Here is a 20,235-nt window from a genome sequence, read left to right on the forward strand (position 1 = left end):
GGTAAAATGCACGCCCTGATAAGCGCATGCCGCTGGAAATTGCGGCCGTCGGGCGCGCTCAGGCCGCCATTGCCGGCTGCGCCCGCAGCACCAGCCGCCGCGCCACCAGCCAGGTCAGCAGCACCGGCAGCAGCAAGGCCAGCAGCATGCCGACCATGAAGGGCGGAATCTGCGTCGGGACAATGGAAATGAACGCCGGCAGGCCGCCGATGCCGATGGCGGTGGCGCGTACGCGCTCCAGCGTGATGAAGATGGAACCGGCAGCCGAGCCGATCAGTGCCATGTAGAACGGAAATTTGTAGCGCAGATTGACCCCGAACATGGCCGGCTCGGTAATGCCGAAATAGGCCGACAGCGTCGATGCCGAAGCCATGCCTTTTTCCTTGCTGCGCTTGACGATGAGATAGATGCCGAGCGCCGCACTGCCCTGCGCCAGATTCGACATCACCACCATCGGCCACAGCACCGCACCGCCCTGATTGGCGATCAGTTGCAGATCGATGGCGATGAACAGGTGATGCATGCCGGTGATCACCAGCGGCGCGTACAGCAGGCCGAAGATCAGCGCGCCCAGCACCGGCGCGAAATCGAACAGCATGATGACGCCTTCGGCCAGATAATTACCGATGCCGCGCGTGATCGGGCCGATCAGCACCAGCGCCAGCACCCCGCTGATCATCACCGTGACGATGGGCACCACCAGCAACTGGATCGCGTTCGGCACCCGGCGACGCAGCCAGATCTCGACCTGGCTCATGAGCCAGGTGGCCGCCAGCGTCGGCAGAATCTGCCCCTGATAGCCGACCTTCTCGACATGGAGGCCGAACAGATTGAAATAAGGCATGACCGCGCCATCGAGATGGGCCACCGCCTTGCCGTATTCCCAGGCATTGAGCAGCGCCGGATGCACCAGCAGCAGGCCGAGCACGATGCCCAGCACCTCGCTGCCGCCGAAGCGCTTGGCGGCCGACCAGCCGACCAGCACCGGCAGGAATACGAATGAAGTATTGGCGACCATGTTGATCAGGTCCCAGACGCCGCCGAATTCCGGATAGCTTTGCAGCAGGGTTTCGCCGGGATGCACCAGACCTTCGATGCCGAGCAGATTGTTGATGCCCATCAGCAGACCGGACACCACGATGGCCGGCAGGATGGGCATGAAGACGTCGGAGAACACCCGCACCAGACGCTGCAAGGGGCCGACTTTAGACGCGCCTTCGGTCTTCACGTCGGCCACGGTGGCGGCCTGCATGCCGGTCAGTTCCAGCATCGCAGCGTAGACGCGTTCCACATCGCCGGCGCCGATCACCACGTGCAGAATGCCGTCGCTCTGAAAGGCGCCCTTGACCAGATCGATCTGATCCAGCGCAGCACGCTCAATCAGCGCCTCATCCTTGAGCGCGATGCGCAGGCGCGTGACGCAATGGGCGGCGCGCACGATATTTTTTTGGCCGCCTATGCATTCCAGAATGCGCTCGGCAATCGCAGCGTAGTTGTTTTTCATTTGGTCTCCGGCCCTTCAAATTTCTTGATGAGCGGAGAAATTATTTTCTGGAGCAGGCAGTGTCAACGGAAAAAGCAGGGGCAATCTTTTGCAACGCACGCTACATTTCTGAATGACTAAAACTATCGCCAGACGCGCCCAGAACAAGTTCTGGGGAAGCCCGAACATCCTGCGCGAGGCGAGCCCTTCAAGCAATGCCGTAGCCATTCTTCCGCCACGGAAATAGAGATGACGATCTCGCAAGCATTCACCGTTGCGGCGCGTCACGAATAATTACGATTTTTTATTTTTGATGTATTTCTCCTCTTTTTAATGTGGCGAAAAATGTACGGTTGCACTTGCCATTGCAAGAGGAATCCTTGATTCAGCACATGGAATCGAAGGGAATTTCAATGCCATCAATCGAAAACGAACGAAAAAAAACCGCCGGGCACCAGGCTCCGGCGGTTTAGAAAATACGTGACAGGTGGCGATGACTTAGCCCAGTTTCAGCTCCGCTTCGGCTTCGATCTTGTTGGCAGCGTCCGCCGCCTCCTGCTCGCTGAGCAGACCGTTTTCCCACTTGGCGACCACGGCGGTGGCAATCGAATTGCCGACGGCATTGGTGGCCGAACGGCCCATGTCGAGGAAAGTGTCGATACCGAGAATCACCAGCAGGCCGGCTTCGGGAATGTTGAACTGATGCAGCGTGGCGGCGATCACCACCAGCGAGGCGCGCGGCACGCCGGCGATGCCCTTTGAGGTCAGCATCAGCACCAGCATCATGGTGATCTGCGTGCTCACCGACAGATGCATGCCATAGGCCTGCGCGATGAACAGCGTGGCGAAGGTGCAATACATCATCGAGCCATCCAGATTGAAGGAATAGCCCATGGGCATCACGAAGCTGGAAATCTTGCGCTTCACGCCGAAACGATCCAGCGCGTCAAGCAGCTTGGGATACGCGGCTTCGGAACTGGCGGTGGCGAAGGACAGCAGGAAGGCTTCCTTGATCAGCGTCAGCAGGTGAAAGATGCGACGACGCAGGAAGGCGAAACCGGCCAGCACCAGCAAACCCCACAGCAACACCAGCGAGAGATAGAAATCGCGCATGAACACGGCAAAGCTGATCAGGATTTCCAGACCGTTGACCGCCACGGTCGCCGCCATCGCGGCAAACACCGCCAGCGGCGCCATTTTCATCACGTAGCCGGTGATCTTCAGCATGGCGTGCGAGAGATCGTCCACCACCGCCAGCAGATTCTTGCCGCGCTCTCCGAGTGCCGCCAGCGCAACGCCGAAGAACATGGAAAACACCACGATCTGCAGAATCTCGTTTTGCGCCATCGCTTCTGCCACCGACTTCGGCACCAGATGGTTGAAGAATTCCTTGACGTTCAGTTTGCTGGTGGCGAGGCCGGTGACCGCACCCGCATCAGGCGGCGGCAAGGCGACGCCGGCGCCCGGTTGCAGCAGATTGGCCATGATCGTCCCGAGCGCCAGCGACACCAGCGAGGCCAGCAGGAACCAGGTCAGCGACTTGGCGAAAATGCGGCCGACCGATTTGGCATCGCCCATGTGCGCAATGCCGACCACCAGCGTCGAAAACACCAGCGGCGCAATCACCATCTTGATCAGGCGCAGGAACATGTCGGAAGCGATGGAAATATAGCCCGCCAGTTCCTTGGCCTCGGCCTTGTCGTAATGGGAGAAAATCAGATAGCCGACCAGGATGCCGAGCAGCATCGAGACGAAAATATAGAAGGCGGGTGGAATGCGTTTTTTCAAGATGGTCTCCTGCCCTGCTGCCGGCGAAAGTTCTGGCCTGTGCGTCGGGCGTTATTGAAGGTTGGCGCGTGGCGCGCATGATCAGATCCCATGAGGGACAAGCCTAGCCTGATCGGTTTTTTAGACAGGCAGATATCGCTTCGTTCTGGCGCGCGCGAATAATTTCCACAAGGAAATTTCTCATTCTTCTGCCGGAAATGGCAAAGGGGCGAAGCTTATTGACTTGGAGGGTGATCCGTCAAGCCCCTTGCCGGGCGGCATCTGCTGGCATTTCGCCGGATTTCTGAGGATCAGCAAGAGGGCTTCTCAGAGGAGAAACACCATGCAAAGCGCGGGCGCAGACGCGGGACCGGCATTTGAAAAACACGATAAAAAAAGATAAAAAAAAGCTCCGCCTTAGCGGAGCCTGATGAAGAAAGTTGGCTTTTATCGAATCTTATGCCGACTGATGCAAGGCGGCATCCAGCAATTCGACCCAGTGTCTGACCGGCGTGTCGGTGCCCGATTGCAGATGCGTCACGCAACCGATGTTGCCGGTGACGATCATCTCCGGCTGCGTCGCCTGCAGATTATTGAGCTTGTTGTCGCGCAGCTGGTAAGACAGTTCCGGTTGCAATACCGAGTAGGTACCGGCCGAACCGCAGCACAGATGACTATCAGCGCAGAGCTGCACATCGACGCCGGCGGCGCGCAAGATGCCCTCGACCTTGCCGCGGATTTTCTGACCGTGCTGCAGCGTGCACGGCGGATGGTAAGCCACGCGCTTGCCGGCCCGGCCCTTGAGTTTTTCCTGCAGTTCGGCTTCGAACTCGGGCAGGATTTCGCTGATGTCACGCGTCAGATGCGAGATGCGGCGCGCCTTTTCGGCATAGACCGGATCGTGCTGCAGCAGATGCCCGTATTCCTTGACCGTGACGCCGCAGCCGGAAGCGTTCATCACGATGGCTTCGGCCTTGATGCCGTCCTTGCCTTCCACGTAGGGCCACCAGGCGTCGATGTTGCGGCGCATGTCGTCGAGGCCGCCGTCCTGGTCGTTCATGTGATAACGGATCGCGCCGCAGCAACCGGTCTTGGGCGGCACGAACAATTGCACGCCGAGACTGTCCAGCACGCGCGCGGTGGCGTTGTTGATGTTGGGCGACATCGAGGGCTGCACGCAGCCGTCCAGCAGCAGCATCTGGCGCGTATGGACGCGTGTCGGCCACGCGCCGGCCTCCTGCTGCAGCGGCACCTTGTTGCGCAAAGCCTGCGGCAACAGCGGACGCACCATCTGGCCGAGCTTCATGGCCGGGCGGAAAATCCATTTGCGCGGCAATACTTCTTTCAATGCGGTACGCACCACGCGCTGCGACAGCGGACGCGGCACCTGCTGCTCGACCACCTTGCGGCCGATGTCCACCAGCCGGCCGTATTGCACGCCGGAGGGGCAAGTCGATTCGCAGTTGCGGCAGGTCAGGCAGCGATCCAGATGCGACTGCGTGCTGGCCGTGGCCGGTTTGCCCTCCAGCACCTGCTTGATCAGATAGATGCGGCCGCGCGGGCCGTCCAGCTCGTCGCCCAGCAATTGATAGGTCGGGCAGGTGGCGGTGCAAAAACCGCAGTGCACGCAGGTGCGCAGGATGGCGTCCGCCTCCTGGCCGTCGTGCGTGTCGCGGATGAAATCGGCTAGATTGGTTTGCATGGTGTCTCGGTCTCAGTGCTGCGCGGGCTTGTTTGCGTGCTTATTTGCTGGCGGGTCTGACGGGTGGCTTGTTTAAAGGCCGGCATACATCCGGCCCGGATTGAAAATGCCGGCCGGGTCGAACTCGGCCTTCAGTCTGCGGTGAATGCGCTCCACCGCCGGCTGCAGCGGATGAAACACGCCTATGCTCTTGTCGCCGCCGCGATGCAGGCTGGCATGACCGCCGGCCTGGATCGCCGCCGCGCGGATCGCCACCGCATCGCCGTGGCTGCCGTCGTCCGGGCGCAGCCACCGCTGCGCACCGCCCCACTCTATCAATTGACGTCCGGGCAAGCCCAGCGCGGGCGTCGTCGATGGCAGCGACAAACGCCACAGCGCCTGCTCCGGCTGCGCGAAAAAGGCATGCGTCTGTTCGCGCAGATCGCGCCAGAAATCGTCGCCGTTGGACAGCTCGCTGCCGCCCAGCTTCCTGATGGCGGAGTCCACCGCCGCCTGCGCGCCGGCCAGACGAATCGTCAAGACATTGTTGACCCATGCGCTGGCGGTAAGCGGCAGCGGCTGGCCGCCCCATTCATTGAGCAGACGGATGGCGTTTTCCTGATCGACTTCAAACACCCGCGTGTTGGAGGCGAACGGACGCGGCAAGACCTTGAGCGAGACTTCAAGAATCAGGCCCAGGGTGCCGAGCGAAGCGGTCAGCAAGCGCGAGACATCGTAGCCGGCCACATTTTTCATCACCTGACCGCCGAAATGCAGCACCTGACCCTGCGCATCCATCAGCACCGCGCCCAGCACAAAATCGCGCACCGAGCCGGCGCTTTGACGCGCCGGACCGGACAAGCCGGCCGCCACCATGCCGCCGACGGTGGAGATGCCGCCGAAGCGCGGCGGCTCCCAGGCCAGCATCTGATTGTGCTGCGCCAGCGCGGCGTCGATTTCGGCCAGCGGCGTGCCGCAACGCGCGGTAATCACCAGCTCGGTCGGCTCGTAATCGACGATGCCGCGGTAGGCGCGCGTGTCCAGCAGCTCGCCCTGCAGCGTCTGGCCATACCAGTCCTTGGTACCGGCGCCGCGAATCTGCAGCGGCGTACGCTGCGCGCTAGCAGCCTGAATGCGGCTGCGGAAATTTTCCAGAGTCGCCTGCAGCGCGTCGCTGCTCTGTTGCTGTGGGGTGTCGTGCATGGTTCTCAGAATCTCGGTAATTCGGGGAAGCGGAGCTGGCCGCGCTGTACATGCACGCGGCCGTATTCGGCGCAGCGGTGCAGCGTGGGAATGGCCTTGTCCGGATTGAGCAGGAAGGCGATGTCGAAGGCGCGCTTGACCTTGAAGAAGGCTTCGCGCTCTTCCGGTGCGAACTGCACGCACATGGAATTGATCTTTTCGATGCCGACGCCGTGCTCGCCGGTGATGGTGCCGCCAACCGCCACGCACAGCTCGAGGATCTCGGCGCCGAAGGCTTCGGCGCGGTGAAATTCATCGGCGATGTTGGCATCAAACATGATCAGCGGATGCAGATTGCCGTCGCCGGCATGGAATACGTTGGCGCAGCGCAGGCCGTATTTCTTTTCCATCTCGGCGATGCCCAGCAACACATCCGACAGGCGCTTGCGCGGAATGGTGCCGTCCATGCAGTAGTAGTCGGGCGAGATGCGGCCGGCGGCCGGAAAGGCGTTCTTGCGGCCGGACCAGAAACGCAGCCGCTCGGCTTCGGATTGCGAGACCGCAATCGCGGTGGCGCCGCTGTTTTTCAGCACCTCGCTCATGCGCCCGATTTCTTCCTCGACCTCTTCGCTGGTGCCGTCCGATTCGCACAGCAGGATCGATTCGGCATCGATGTCGTAACCGGCCTTGACGAAGGGCTCGACCATGCGTGAGCTGGTCTTGTCCATCATTTCCAGACCGGCCGGGATGATGCCGGCGGCGATCACGTTGGCGACGGCGTCGCCGCCCTTCACCACGTCGTCGAAGGAGGCCATGATCACGCGCGCCAGTTGCGGCTTGGGCACCAGCTTGACGGTCACTTCCGTGACCACGCCCAGCATGCCTTCGGAGCCGATGAACACCGCCAGCAGATCGAGGCCGGGTGCATCCAGCGCGCCGCCGCCCAGCTCCACCACGTCGCCTTCGATGGTCACCATGCGCACGCGCAGGACATTGTGAATGGTCAGCCCGTATTTGAGGCAATGCACGCCGCCGGAATTTTCAGCAACGTTGCCGCCGATGGAACAGGCGATCTGCGAGGAAGGATCGGGTGCGTAGTACAGACCGTGCGCCGCCGAAGCTTCCGAAATTGCCAGATTGCGCACGCCCGGCTGCACCACCGCCGTCCGCGAATATTTGTCGAGCTTGATGATCTTGTTGAGCTTGGCGGTCGACAGCACCACGCCATCGGCAATCGGCATGGCGCCGCCCGACAGGCCGGTGCCGGCGCCACGCGGCACCAGCGGCACCTTGAGCGCGTGGCAAGCCTTGAGCGCGGCGATCACCTGGACTTCGTTCTCCGGCAGCACCACCACCATCGGCAATTGCCGGTACGCGGCCAGGCCATCGCATTCATACGGGCGGGTATCTTCTTCGTCGGCCAGCACGCAATGCGCAGGCACCGCGCGGCGCAAGGCCTCGACTACTTCGCGCTGACGCGCGGGCGTGAAGAATGGAGCGACTGAAGGCGCGACGGGTGGAGTAACTGATGGATCAACTAAGGGGGGGACAAGCGCATTCATGCTCAACCTCTATCGGCTTCGGGCTAAAAGGCGGTACTGCACAGGGAAGAAAATTTATCGTTTGATATTGCCGCTTCTGCGGTCTGGTCTCCGACTCCCGGCAGTGCTTCAGAGCTGTCCTGAAACCTGCATGCGTGCAGCATTCCGCAAGGCCTCAAGTGTAGCGAAGTTTGCCGGCGCCAAGGACGCTGGCGTGCGACGCCGGGCACTGAAAAGAATTCACGGCGCTCAATGAATATATTTCAGGGCCACGGCCGCCGCATCAGATGTTCTTGAATGCGCCTTGCAGCCAGGTAATGAAGGTATCGACCTCAGGCCGCTCACGCACCGGCCGCTCGTAGACGACGTAGTAGGCATGCGGCGGGGTACGCAGACGGACATCGAACAGCTCGACGATCTCGCCGCGCGCCAGCAACTCTTCGGCGAAATGCTGACGCGTGAGGCCGACGCCGTAACCGTGGCGCACTGCTTCCAGCAACAGTCCCAGATCGTCCACGCGCAAACCGGTGGCAGGCTCGGCCCAGTCTTTCAGACCGGCGGCTTCGAACCACGGCTGCCACGGTTCCAGCGCGGAACGCAGCAGATTGGCGTGCTGCAGATCGGCCGGCGTCCTGAGCGGCGCGATGGTCTTCAGATAGGCCGGGCTGGCGACCGCGAAGGCAGGTTCTTCGAACAGCTTCTCGGTAATGATGTTGGGATAGTTGCCGGCGCCGAAGCGGATTTCGACATCGCTCTCGGACAAACTCAGGTCGTACAGCGGCACCGACAGGTAGAGCTCGACCGTGATGTCCGGATGCCGTTGCGTGAACTCGGCGATGCGCGGCATCAGCAGATGGCGCGCAAAGGTCGGCGGCAGCATGATCTTGACCTTGGGCTGCACCGCTGCATTGCGATGCGGCATCGGAAAATCGGTCAGCGTACGCAAGGCGGAACGCACCACGTCGAGATAACGGCGACCGAATTCAGACAGACCGATGGAACGACCGTCGCGGTGAAACAGACGTTCGCCGACGAATTCCTCCAGCAGACGGATGCGATGCGACAGCGCCGAAGGAGTGATGCACAGCTCCTCGGCGGCGATGGCGAAGGAATTGTGCCGGGCGGCCGCTTCGAATGCGGACAAGGCGTGTACGGGAGGAAGGCGGGTTGCCATGAATATTCTTATGTATGTGACTGAAACGGAGCTTAAACCTGGCTAAAGCTGAACCTGGACTGCAAACGCAGAAGCGCGAATCGCGGGCGTCAACGCTGTCGCGTGGCCCGCAATGGCAGCAAAAACGGAAGGCGCCGTCCGGATGTCCGGACACGCTGCATGCAGCACGCCGACACGCCTACCAGCGTACGACCTTGCCCGGATTCATGATGTTCTTCGGGTCCAGCGCATGCTTGATGGCGCGCATCACATCGATGGCGCCGTCGCCGTGTTCTTCCACCAGAAATCCCATCTTGTGCAAACCCACGCCATGTTCGCCGGTGCAGGTGCCGTCCATGGCGATGGCGCGCGACACCATGCGCGCATTGACGCCTTCGGCGCGGGCAACGTCGGCCGGATCGTTGGGATCGACCATCATCTGCACGTGGAAATTGCCGTCGCCGACGTGGCCAATGATGGCGTGGATCAGGCCATTGGCTTCGCAATCGGCCTTGGTTTCCAGCACGCATTCGGCCAGACGCGAAATCGGCACGCAGCAATCGGTGGAAATCGCGCGCGCGCCGGGACGCATTTGCAGCAGTGCAAAGTAAGCGTTGTGACGTGCGGTCCAGAGTCGCGTGCGATCTTCAGGACGGGTGGCCCATTCGAAGCCGAGTGCGTTGTTGTCGTTGGCGAGTTCCTGCACGACTTCGGCCTGCTCCTTGACGCCGTTCTCGCTGCCGTGGAATTCAAACAGCAGCAGTGGATTTTCGGGCAGCGTCATCTTGTCGTGGGCGTTGATGGCCTTGACGCCGTTTTCATCGAGCAGCTCGACGCGCGCCAGCGGCACGCCGACCTGAATCGCCTGGATCACGGTGTTGACGGCATCGGCCACGGACGGGAAAGAACAGATTGCGGCGGATACGGCTTCCGGCTGCGGATACAGCCGCACCGTGACTTCGGTGACGATGCCGAGCGTGCCTTCACTGCCGACATAGACGCGGGTCAGATCGTAACCGGCCGAGGATTTCTTGGCGCGGGTGCCGGTCTTGATGATGTTGCCGTCGGGTGTGACCACGGTCAGCGCCAGCGTGTTTTCGCGCATGGTGCCGTAGCGCACGGCGTTGGTGCCGGAAGCGCGGGTCGAAGCCATACCGCCGATGGAGGCGTCGGCGCCCGGATCGATGGGGAAGAACAGACCGCTGTCCTTGATGTCCAGATTCAGCTGCTTGCGCGTGACGCCGGCCTGCACGGTGGCGGTCAGGTCTTCGGCGTTGACCGCCAGCACCTGGTTCATCTGCGACAGATCGATGGTGATGCCGCCTTGCAGCGCCAGCACATGACCTTCCAGCGACGTGCCGGTGCCGTAAGGAATCACAGGCACTTCGTAGCTGTTGCACAGCTTGAGGAAGGCGGCGACTTCTTCGGTGGTATGGGCGAACACGACGGCGTCCGGCAGCATCGGATCGTAGGAGGATTCATCGCGGCCATGATGCTCGCGCATCGCCTGCGTGGTCGAAAAACGGTTGCCGAACAGGGCTTGCAGGGAAGTCAGCAATGCCTCGGGAACGGGCTTGCGCAGTTTTTGCGCATCAACGATGTGATTCATCTCGTGTCTCTCTGTGTTTTTTAGTTGAAAGCGACAACCAGGCCGGCGGTCTGCATCTGCCCCGCTGAGCCCCCTCCGGAGCACACTGATAGCGGGTTTCGCCTGGCCGTCGCCTGTTACAAAGTGGATGAATTTTACTCTTTTGGAGCGAATTAATTTGAAAAACGGCAGTTTTGCGCCATTTTTCACCCCGTTTTTTAGCGTATGCTCTGCGCTTTCCCGCCATGGGCCTGGCTTTAGGGATTTTACAACTGGTCAGACCAATAGTGTCATGCGCCGACTTCGCCCGCACTGCAGTGCGGCATGAATGCCGACCAGCACGGCGACCTGAGCACGACCAGACCAGCAACATTCTTCAAGGAGATCTCATGGGCAATCGCCTCTCGAAAATCGCGACCCGCACCGGCGACGACGGCAGCACCGGTCTCGGCGACGGCAGCCGCGTCGGCAAGGACAGTTTGCGCATACAGGCGCTGGGCGATGTCGACGAGCTCAATTCTCAGCTGGGCGTGTTGCTGTGCGAGGTCTTGCCGGAGCGTCTGCGCCAAGAGTTGCTGACGATACAGCACGATCTGTTCGATCTGGGCGGCGAGCTGTGCATTCCCGGCTTCACCATGATGGGTGAGCAGCACGTGCTGCGCCTCGACCGCATGCTGGCGCATTACAACGCCGATCTGCCGCCGCTCAAGGAATTCATCCTGCCAGGCGGTTCGCGCCCGGCAGCGCTGGCGCATGTGTGCCGCACCGTCTGCCGGCGCGCCGAACGCAGCGTGGTGATGCTGGACAAGGAAGAAACCCTGAATCCGCCGGCGCGGCAATATCTGAATCGCCTGTCCGACCTGTGCTTTGTACTGTCGCGCGTGCTGAACCGCGAAGCAGGCGGCAGCGATGTGCTGTGGGAGAAGGACCGCAAGCGCGATGAGGCATGATCCAGCGCCGGCAACATGAAAAAGCCCGCAAGGACAGTTGATCCTTGCGGGCTTTTTCTACTGGGGCGAAACGCTGGGCAGCGAACAGATCACACTCAGTTATTCACCACCAGACGCGGCTCGTCCTTGCCGAAACGCTGCACGATGGACGCCGCGATGCCGGGCGCATCCAGACCGCATTGCGCCAGCAGTTGCGCGGCATCGCCGTGATCGACAAAGCGATCCGGCAGGCCCAGATGCAAGACCGGCTTGACGATGCCGGCAGCGGCCAGCGCTTCCGACACGGCGGCGCCGGCGCCGCCCATGATGCAGCCCTCTTCCACCGTTACCAGTGCGTCGTGCTGCTCGGCCAGCTGGCGCACCAGTTCGACGTCCAGCGGCTTGATGAAGCGCATGTTGGCGACCGTGGCATTGAGCTGTTCGGCGGCGCCCAAGGCCGGCGCCAGCATGGTGCCGAAGGCCAGAATCGCAACGCCCTTGCCTTCACGCCGAATCTCGCCCTTGCCCAGCGGCAGCGTCTGCAGATCGTTCTGCACGGTCGCGCCGACACCCGAGCCGCGCGGATAACGCACTGCGGCCGGACCGGGATATTGATAGGCGGTCGACAGCATCTGACGGCATTCGTTTTCATCCGAGGCAGCCATTACCACCATGTTCGGAATACAGCGCAGGAAGGCCAGATCGTAATTGCCGGCGTGCGTGGCGCCGTCGGCGCCGACCAGACCGGCGCGATCCAGCGCGAAGGTCACGTCCAGATTCTGCAGGGCGACGTCGTGGATCAACTGATCGTAGGCGCGTTGCAGGAAGGTCGAATAAATCGCCACCACCGGCTTGAGGCCTTCACAAGCGAGGCCGGCGGCGAAGGTCACCGCATGCTGCTCGGCGATGCCGACGTCGTAGTAACGATCAGGGAATTTCTTTTCAAAGCCGACCATGCCCGAGCCTTCGCGCATCGCCGGGGTGATGCCGACCAGCTTCTTGTCCTGCGCGGCCATGTCGCACAGCCAGTTGCCGAACACCTGGGTGTAGGTCGGCTTGCTCGGCGCCGCAGCCGGCTTGATGCCTTCCTGCGGATTGAACTTGCCGGGGCCGTGATACAGCACCGGATCGGCCTCGGCCAGCTTGTAGCCCTGGCCCTTCTTGGTTACCACGTGCAGGAATTGCGGGCCCTTGAGGTTCTTCAGATTCTGCAGCGTCGGGATCAGCGAATCGAGGTCGTGACCGTCGATCGGACCGATGTAGTTGAAACCGAATTCTTCGAACATGGTGGCAGGCACCACCATGCCCTTGGCATGCTCTTCCAGACGCTTGGCCAGCTCCAGCACCGGCGCCGGCAGCATCGACTTGCCGACGTTGCGCGCCTTGGCGTAGAACTGCCCCGACATCAGACGCGCCAGATAGCGGTTGAGTGCGCCGACCGGCGGCGAGATCGACATATCGTTGTCGTTCAGGATCACCAGCAGGTTGATGTCTTCATGCACGCCGGCGTTGTTGAGCGCTTCGAAGGCCATGCCGGCCGTCATCGCGCCGTCGCCGATCACCGCGATCGCGTGGCGGTCTTCGCCCTTGGTCTTGGCGGCCAGCGCCATGCCGAGTGCGGCCGAAATCGAGGTCGACGAGTGCGCGGTGCCGAAGGTGTCATATTCACTCTCGACGCGACGCGGGAAGCCGGAAATGCCGTCCTGCTGACGCAGCGTCTGCATGCGGTCGCGCCGGCCGGTCAGGATTTTGTGCGGATAGGTCTGATGGCCGACGTCCCAGACGATGCGGTCTTCCGGTGTGTTGAAGACGTAATGCAGCGCGATAGTCAGTTCCACCGTGCCCAGATTGGAGGACAGGTGGCCGCCGGTCTGCGACACCGAGTCGAGCAGAAAACCGCGCAACTCTTCAGCCAGCGGCTTGAGTTGGAGGCGCGACAGTTGCCGCAGGTCGGACGGTTTGTTTATGGTCTTGAGAAGCATACTGGTCTGTTACCGTTTAATTGGGTCTGAAGGCTTGCGCCGGATCGTCCGTGTTCATGTTGCTTTTATATTTTCCGGACCATCTTTTGCATCCTCATGCCTTGCGCTGCACGATCAGGTCCGCCAGTTCACGCAGGCGGCGCGCCTTGTCGCCAAAGGGCGCAAGCGCCTGGTGCGCATTGCCGCGCAGCTTTTCAGCCAGCGCCTGCGATTCGCCCAGGCCGAGTATCGAAACATAAGTCGGCTTGTTGTCTGCCGCATCCTTGCCGGCGGTCTTGCCCAGCGTGGCCGAGTCGGCGGTGGCGTCGAGAATGTCATCCACCACCTGAAACGCCAGCCCGACTGCGCCTGCATATTCGTCCAAAGCCGCGCTTTCCGCCGCCGTAAGCGTCTTGCCGCCCATCGCCCCCAGCATTACAGAGGCGCGCAGCAAGGCGCCGGTCTTGAGCCTATGCATCTGTTCCAGTTCGGCCAGCGACAAGGTCATGCCGACGCTGGCCAGATCGATCGCCTGACCGCCGCACATGCCGGCCGAACCGGCGGCCTGCGCCAGCAATTGCACCATGCCCAGCTGACGCTGCATGGTGGCTACGGCATCAAGCTCGCTCAAACCGACCGCATCCGACATCACCGCAAAAGCCTGCGCCTGCAGCGCATCGCCTACCAGCAGCGCGGTGGCCTCATCGTATTTCACATGCACGGTCGGCTTGCCGCGACGCAGGGCATCGTCGTCCATGCACGGCATGTCGTCATGCACCAGCGAATAGACGTGGATCATTTCGAGGGCGGCGGCGGCGCGTTCCAGCAGCGGCAGCGGCGTGTCGAACAGATCGCCGGCGGCGAACACCAGCAGCGGGCGCACGCGCTTGCCGCCGTCCAGCGCGGTATAGCGCATGGCTTCATGCAGCTTGGCCGGCACCTGGGTAAGCGTCGGCAGGAAGCGATCCAGCACCTGCTCCATGGCGGTCTGCACGCCCTGCATCCAGTCCAGAAACGACAGCGAAGCTCCGAGACGTGCGCTCATCAGTCGTCCTCGCCGGCAGTCTGGTCGGCGCTGAACGGCTTGAGCATGTCGCCCTCAAGCACCTTGACCTGGCTGTCGACCTTGTCCAGCTGGGCCGCGCAGAATTTCACCAGTTCCGAACCGCGCTTGTAGGCGGCAACCGAGGCTTCCAGCGGCAGCTCTCCGGCTTCCATCTGTACCACCAGTTGCTCCAGCTCCTGCATCGCGTCTTCGAAGGAAGCGGGCGCGGTCTCTGTCGCGGATTTCGCGGAAATTTTTGGCATATCGATAAATTTGGAAAACTAACCCGCTATTTTAGATCAAACCATCGGATTCGCAGCGACTCAAGCCTGCTGAGGCCCGATTCTGCGCTTAAATGCTTCGTAATATGAGGTATTTATGCCGGATTAATGGCGAATTTACATGCCGCCCGGCCCCACCTCAGCCCCGTTCCAGGGGCTTTATGGCATAATCTCGCGTTCTGTCCGAAATTTCCTCTTCATATTATTTGAACACAGGTTTTTACGGATTTTCTCTCTTAGGTTGGTGCGAATTAATTTGGGGGCGGAAATGTCCGATCTTGCTACTTTTGCCAAACTGGCGCGATCAAACGCGCAACTACCTGTCAGCGTCTACTTTGACGACCCGCTGTTTCAGCGGGAAATCCAGCAGCTCTACCTTCAGGGTCCGCGCTACGCCGGGCATGAGCTGATGGTGCCCGAAACCGGCGACTATGCGACGCTGGCGTGGGAAAACGAAGGCCGCATGCTGGTGCGCAATGCGCAAGGCATAGAGCTCGTCTCCAATGTCTGCCGCCATCGCCAGGCCAAGATGCTTGACGGCCGCGGCAACGCGCGCAACATCGTCTGTCCTCTGCATCGCTGGACCTACGACCTGAAGGGTGAACTCATCGGCGCGCCGCATTTCGGCGAAACGCCGTGCCTCAACCTGTCCACGACGCCGCTGCAGAACTGGAACGGCCTGCTGTTCGAAGCCAATGGCGTCGATGTGGCCGACAAGCTGCGGCAACTGGGCGTGGCCAAGGACCTGGATTTCTCGGGCTACCTGTTCGACCACGTCGAAGTCCATGAATGCGACTACAACTGGAAGACCTTCATCGAGGTTTATCTGGAGGACTATCACGTCGAGCCTTTCCATCCGGGCCTGGGCAACTTCGTCAGCTGCGAGGATCTGAGCTGGGAATTCGGCAAGGACTACAGCGTGCAGACCGTGGGCGTAAACCACGGCCTGGCTAAGTCCGGCTCGCCCACCTATCGCAAATGGCAGGAAAAACTGCTGCAGTTCAACAACGGCAAGCCGCCGAAATACGGCGCGATCTGGCTCACCCTCTATCCCAACATCATGGTCGAGTGGTATCCGCACGTGCTGGTGGTATCGACGCTGTGGCCGAGCGGCCCGCAGAAAACCACCAACGTGGTCGAGTTTTATTACCCGGAGGAAATTGCCCTGTTCGAACGCGAAATGGTGGAAGCCGAGCGCGCCGCTTACATGGAAACCTGTGTCGAGGACGACGAGATCGCGCTGCGCATGGACGCCGGCCGTCGCATCCTGATGCAACGCGGCACCAGCGAAGTCGGCCCGTATCAGTCGCCGATGGAAGACGGCATGCAGCATTTCCATGAATGGTATCGCTCACGTATCGAAGTGCCGGCCCGGTGATGGGCACGCCATATCCCGCCCAGTCCGAACCGAAGTTGGGCGACGGCCAAAATGTTGCAAAAATTGCATCGCCCGACTTGATCTGAAACGGCAGTGCCCGGCTTGACAGTCCAAGCCGGGCACTGCCGTTTTTGCTTTATGTGTTTGCCGCTGTGCTTTTGCTTTGTTGTGCTTTGATCCGGCGCCGTTTTGTTTTGTGGTCGCTTGCGTGGCTCAGGCCATTCCGCTGATCAATTTACCCTGGCGCGGTCTGCCAGCATCGTCCGCGTCGCTTATAAAAATAATACGCAGCACTTATCCCGCCCACTTTTACTTATCTTCACGCCATGCAATCGCTCTGGATGCTCGTCGCCTCGTTTCTTTTTTCCATCATGGGCGTCTGCGCCAAACTGGCCGGAAACTACTACACCACCGCCGAGATCGTATTGTGCCGGGGCCTGGTCGGCTGCTTCTTCATCATTTGCCTGGTTCGGATCAAGGGCGGCAGCTTGCGCACCCCCTTCCCCAAAGATCACCTGATTCGCGGCTTTTTCGGGGTCACCGCATTGTGGATGTGGTTCTACTCCTTCTCGCTGCTGCCGGTCGCCACCGCCACGGCGCTCAACTACATGTCCTCGATCTGGATTGCGGTCATCCTGTTTCTCACCGGCTGGTGGAAGGGCGGCAAGCGCTTTGAGTGGGGCCTGGCCGGCACCGTGGTGCTGAGCTTCATCGGCGTCGCCATGCTGATGCGGCCTTCGCTGAATGGCGACCAGTTGCTGGGCGGTGCGATTGCGCTGTCCTCCGGCGTGCTGTCCGCGCTGGTGTATTTGCAGGTGCGCAAACTCGGCCTGCTGGGCGAGCCTGAATATCGCGTGGTATTTTATTTTTCCCTGACCGGCGTAGTGGCCGGTCTGCTGGGCAACGTGGCGGTCAGCGAAATACCGCTGCTGCATGCGCACACGCCGACCGGACTGGCGCTGGTATTCACGGTCGGTCTCACCGCCACGCTGGCGCAGATGGCCATGACGCGCGCCTACCGTCTCGGCAACACGCTGGTGACCGCCAATCTGCAATACACCGGGATCGTGTTTTCCAGCGTGTGGGGCGTGCTGATCTGGAGCGACGCGCCGGGCTGGGTCGGCTGGACCGGACTTGCTATCATCCTCGCCAGCGGCATAGTGGCCACTTTTTACAATCAGCGTTCGCAGAAAACAGCCAAGAACGTACCGGCGGTCGACCCGATCGCCACCGAAGTCTAAGGAGAAACGATCCATGATCTACAACACCCTGATTTCCGCAACAGAACTGAAGGCCCGCGCGCAATACCTGAATCTGGTGGTGGTCGATTGCCGTCACGATCTGACCAATCCCGAGGCCGGCAGCAATGCCTATGCCGAAGGCCATATTCCGCAAGCGCACTTCGCCCATCTGGATCAGATACTGTCGGGCGCCAAGACCACGCCTGACGGCCGCTTTCACGGCCGCCATCCCTTGCCGGATCGCCAGAGTTTCGTCAACGCGATGCGCCATCTCGGCATCAACAACGACACCCAGGTGGTCGCCTACGATGCGCACGGCGGCATGTTCGCGGCGCGCCTGTGGTGGCTGCTGCGCTGGATCGGCCACAGCGATGTGGCGGTGCTGGACGGCGGCCTTGCCGCCTGGCAGGCGCTCGGCGAACCGCTGAGCAAAGAAAGCCCTGCAGCGCTCCCGCACCCCGGCAATATTCAGGATCTGACTTCGATCACCAAGACCGTCGATGTGCAAGCGGTGCTGGATAACCTGACATCGCAGAAGATGACCATCGTCGACGCCCGCGCCGCCGATCGCTTCCGCGGCGAGAACGAAACCCTGGACGCCACCGGTGGCCACATCCCGGGCGCGCGCAATCGCTTCTTCAAGGACAATCTGCAAGCCGACGGTAGCTTCAAGCCGGCTGCGCAACTGCGTGAAGAATGGCTGAGCGTGATTGGCGATCCGCAGGCCGCCATCATGCAGTGCGGCTCCGGCGTCACCGCCTGCCACAATCTGCTGGCGCTGGAAGTCGCCGGGCTGGCCGGCGCCAGCCTGTATCCGGGATCGTGGAGCGAATGGAGTTCGGATGTATCGCGTCCGGTAGCGACCGGCGCCTGACTTGTCAGAATCAGCCGTGACTTGAGCTGCAGCCAGCAGCCCGCTGCGTCATAAAAAACCGGCGCCATTCCTTGCAGAATAGCGCCGGTTTTTAATATCCATCGGCACCCAGACCATCGTTCCGGCAGCAATCAGCCGTCGGCAAAAAGCTTCTGCTGCGCCACAAAAGCCGCGACGAATTTCGCCACCAGCGCCGGCGCGTCACGGCGATACATCAATGCCACCGGCGAACAGAAATCCTCATCCTTGAGCGGCACGAACAGCACGCCCGATACCGAAATCTCACGCATGCTGCGCGGTACGATGGCGATGCCGAAACCCGCGCTCACCAGACTCAGCAACGAAGCCTTGCGCGAGGTCGCGCGCGCCGCTACCGGGAAGAAACCGCTGGCGATGCATTGCTGCGCCACCAGATAGCTGAGGCCGCCGCGCGCCTTGTGCGGCAGCGAAACAAACCGCTGTTCGCGCAACTCGGCCAGGGCCAGGCCCCGTCGGCGCGCCAGCGGATGCTGCTGCGGCAAGGCCACCACCATTTGTTCGCTGTACAGCTCCAGCATTTCCACGTGCGCGTGCGTACGCAGCACCGGCAGACGGGCCAGACCGAGATCGGCGCGCCCCTCTTCGATTTCCTGCGCCTGATGTTCCGAGGAGGCCTGCGAAATCTCCAGCGATACGCCCGGAAAACCCTGCAGCGCCAGATTCAGTCCCGGCCCGAGCGGCGGCGTCAAGGGCACCGAGGTCGAATGCAACAGCCTTATCACGCCGCTGCCGCCCACCGCAATCTGCCGCGCCTGGCCGACCGCCTGTTCGATGTCGTCCAGGATCTTGCGCGCCTTGTCGTAGAAGTCCTGCCCGGCCAGAGTCAACTCGATCTGCTTCGCATCGCGCCGCAACAGCAGCACATCCATGTCGGCTTCCAGCTCCTTGATCTGGCGACTCAAGGCCGATTGCGCGACATACAGCCGCTCGGCGGCGCGCGTGTAACTGCCCGCCGCCACGATTTCCACAAAGTATCTGAGCTGCCGGATTGAAATCATCGTCATGCCGTTTCGAGATAGAGCGCGACCGTATTTGATATTGGCGCGGCCTGGCGCTTCAGCCTTACAGTCCCTCTCGCCGCAACGCCGTGCGCATCATGTGCGCCGGCCTCGCTTGCAGCTGCTGCAAGTTCATCGCTCAAGGGGAAGCATTGTGTCTGAATCGATACTGGTATTGCTGGGTCTGCTGGGAATGGTGATCAGCGTCGCCGTCAAACTGATGTGCCGTCCGATCCGGCCGCGCCGTCATGATACGAAGAGATCCGGAAACCGGCGCCGCTGAGACTCCAGCCAGAGTTAATGCGCATGTGCGTGACGCGTCAGAAACAGCACGATCGCCACGCCGGCGCCGATCAGAATCACCTGCGGCACGGTCTCACGCCAGCTTGCGCGGCGCTGCATCTGCGGCATCAGATCGCTGACGGCGATGTAGATGAAGCCGGACGAGGCGAACACCAGCACATAGGGAATCCACTGCATGCCGCGCTCCAGCATCAGGTAACCGAGCAAGCCGCCCAGCACCGCCATCAGGCTGCAGATCAGGTTGTAGACGTAGGCGCGGGTGCGTGAGAAACCGGCATTGAGCAGCACGATGAAGTCGCCGATCTCTTGCGGAATCTCATGCGCGATGATGGCCAGGCCGGTCACCAGACCGAGATGCGGATCAGCCAGAAAGGCCGCAGCAATCAGAATGCCATCGGTGAAATTGTGCAGGCCGTCGCCGACCAGAATCATCCATCCGGCCTTGCCCGCTTCTTTCTTGTCATGCCCGTGATGATGGCCGTGGCCGTCTTCCTCGTGGTGATGCGAATGACGCAGGATCGCCATTTTTTCCAGCAGGAAGAAAGCCAGCAGGCCGCCCAGCAAGGTCGCGAACAGGGTATGCGAATCGGCGTCGGATTCGAAAGCCTCCGGCAACGCATGCAGCAGCGACGTCGAGAGCATGATGCCGACCGACAGGCTGACCAGGCGCTCCACCATGCGCGACAGGAGCGCAAAGGAGAATATGGCGGCAGCGGTGATGCTGATGACGCCGGCGACCGTGGTGGCCAATAGAATGGAGACGAGCGTGGAGTTAATTTTTGACCTCGGCT

16 protein-coding genes are annotated in these 20,235 nt (G+C 61.3%); 4 read left to right on the plus strand and 12 right to left on the minus strand.

Annotated features, from left to right (window positions below):
• Positions 1-58: 58 nt before the first annotated feature.
• The 7 genes from treP to PQR62_RS22125 form a co-directional block, all read right to left on the minus strand.
• A complete protein-coding gene (gene treP / locus PQR62_RS22095) occupies positions 59-1,504 on the minus strand; it encodes a PTS system trehalose-specific EIIBC component (RefSeq protein WP_408160203.1) in 1,446 nt (481 codons plus the stop codon).
• A gap of 477 nt (positions 1,505-1,981) precedes the next feature.
• Positions 1,982-3,271 (minus strand): dicarboxylate/amino acid:cation symporter, encoded by a 1,290-nt coding sequence (locus PQR62_RS22100; protein ID WP_408160204.1) that lies wholly within the window; start codon positions 3,269-3,271, stop codon positions 1,982-1,984.
• Between the two features lie 436 nt (positions 3,272-3,707).
• Complete coding sequence (gene glcF, locus PQR62_RS22105; protein WP_408160205.1) at positions 3,708-4,952, minus strand: glycolate oxidase subunit GlcF; 1,245 nt, start codon at positions 4,950-4,952, stop codon at positions 3,708-3,710.
• 72 nt (positions 4,953-5,024) lie between these two features.
• Positions 5,025-6,134 carry a glycolate oxidase subunit GlcE gene (gene glcE, locus PQR62_RS22110; protein ID WP_408160206.1) on the minus strand — a complete coding sequence of 370 codons (1,110 nt, stop codon included), beginning with the start codon at positions 6,132-6,134 and terminating at the stop codon, positions 5,025-5,027.
• A gap of 5 nt (positions 6,135-6,139) precedes the next feature.
• Positions 6,140-7,675, minus strand: a complete 1,536-nt coding sequence (locus PQR62_RS22115) for an FAD-linked oxidase C-terminal domain-containing protein (protein WP_408160207.1) — start codon at positions 7,673-7,675, stop codon at positions 6,140-6,142.
• Between the two features lie 262 nt (positions 7,676-7,937).
• Positions 7,938-8,828, minus strand: a complete 891-nt coding sequence (locus PQR62_RS22120; protein ID WP_408160208.1) for a LysR substrate-binding domain-containing protein — start codon at positions 8,826-8,828, stop codon at positions 7,938-7,940.
• A gap of 178 nt (positions 8,829-9,006) precedes the next feature.
• On the minus strand, positions 9,007-10,416 hold the full coding sequence (locus PQR62_RS22125) for an FAD-binding oxidoreductase (RefSeq protein WP_408160209.1): 1,410 nt from the start codon (positions 10,414-10,416) through the stop codon (positions 9,007-9,009).
• A 368-nt stretch (positions 10,417-10,784) separates the two neighbouring features.
• Between PQR62_RS22125 and PQR62_RS22130 the strand changes: the two genes are divergently transcribed.
• Positions 10,785-11,345 carry a cob(I)yrinic acid a,c-diamide adenosyltransferase gene (locus PQR62_RS22130; protein ID WP_408160210.1) on the plus strand — a complete coding sequence of 187 codons (561 nt, stop codon included), beginning with the start codon at positions 10,785-10,787 and terminating at the stop codon, positions 11,343-11,345.
• A gap of 95 nt (positions 11,346-11,440) precedes the next feature.
• Here the strand turns inward: PQR62_RS22130 and dxs are convergent, their stop codons facing one another.
• The 3 genes from dxs to PQR62_RS22145 form a co-directional block, all read right to left on the minus strand.
• Positions 11,441-13,306, minus strand: a complete 1,866-nt coding sequence (gene dxs / locus PQR62_RS22135; protein WP_408160211.1) for a 1-deoxy-D-xylulose-5-phosphate synthase — start codon at positions 13,304-13,306, stop codon at positions 11,441-11,443.
• A 94-nt stretch (positions 13,307-13,400) separates the two neighbouring features.
• Positions 13,401-14,330: a polyprenyl synthetase family protein gene (locus PQR62_RS22140; RefSeq protein ID WP_408160212.1), complete on the minus strand. Its 930-nt coding sequence runs from the start codon at positions 14,328-14,330 to the stop codon at positions 13,401-13,403.
• Positions 14,330-14,593: an exodeoxyribonuclease VII small subunit gene (locus PQR62_RS22145; protein WP_408160213.1), complete on the minus strand. Its 264-nt coding sequence runs from the start codon at positions 14,591-14,593 to the stop codon at positions 14,330-14,332. Before PQR62_RS22145 ends, PQR62_RS22140 begins: the two co-directional genes overlap by 1 nt.
• 286 nt (positions 14,594-14,879) lie before the next feature.
• Here PQR62_RS22145 and PQR62_RS22150 point away from each other — a divergent pair, with 286 nt between their 5' ends.
• The 3 genes from PQR62_RS22150 to PQR62_RS22160 all read left to right on the plus strand — a co-directional run bounded on the left by PQR62_RS22150 (position 14,880) and on the right by PQR62_RS22160 (position 18,104).
• On the plus strand, positions 14,880-15,989 hold the full coding sequence (locus tag PQR62_RS22150; protein ID WP_408160214.1) for an aromatic ring-hydroxylating oxygenase subunit alpha: 1,110 nt from the start codon (positions 14,880-14,882) through the stop codon (positions 15,987-15,989).
• 326 nt (positions 15,990-16,315) lie between these two features.
• A complete protein-coding gene (locus PQR62_RS22155; RefSeq protein ID WP_408160215.1) occupies positions 16,316-17,230 on the plus strand; it encodes a DMT family transporter in 915 nt (304 codons plus the stop codon).
• Positions 17,231-17,243: 13 nt separating this feature from the next.
• Positions 17,244-18,104, plus strand: a complete 861-nt coding sequence (locus PQR62_RS22160) for a sulfurtransferase (RefSeq protein ID WP_408160216.1) — start codon at positions 17,244-17,246, stop codon at positions 18,102-18,104.
• A gap of 131 nt (positions 18,105-18,235) precedes the next feature.
• Here PQR62_RS22160 and PQR62_RS22165 read toward each other — a convergent pair whose 3' ends face one another.
• Both PQR62_RS22165 and PQR62_RS22170 read right to left on the minus strand, forming a co-directional pair.
• Positions 18,236-19,141 (minus strand): LysR family transcriptional regulator, encoded by a 906-nt coding sequence (locus PQR62_RS22165; RefSeq protein ID WP_408160270.1) that lies wholly within the window; start codon positions 19,139-19,141, stop codon positions 18,236-18,238.
• Between the two features lie 297 nt (positions 19,142-19,438).
• Positions 19,439-20,200: a ZIP family metal transporter gene (locus PQR62_RS22170; RefSeq protein ID WP_408160271.1), complete on the minus strand. Its 762-nt coding sequence runs from the start codon at positions 20,198-20,200 to the stop codon at positions 19,439-19,441.
• Positions 20,201-20,235 lie beyond the last annotated feature (35 nt).

Origin of the sequence: Herbaspirillum lusitanum (genome assembly GCF_046025995.1) — a bacterium.
Lineage (GTDB): Bacteria > Pseudomonadota > Gammaproteobacteria > Burkholderiales > Burkholderiaceae_D > Herbaspirillum > Herbaspirillum lusitanum_A.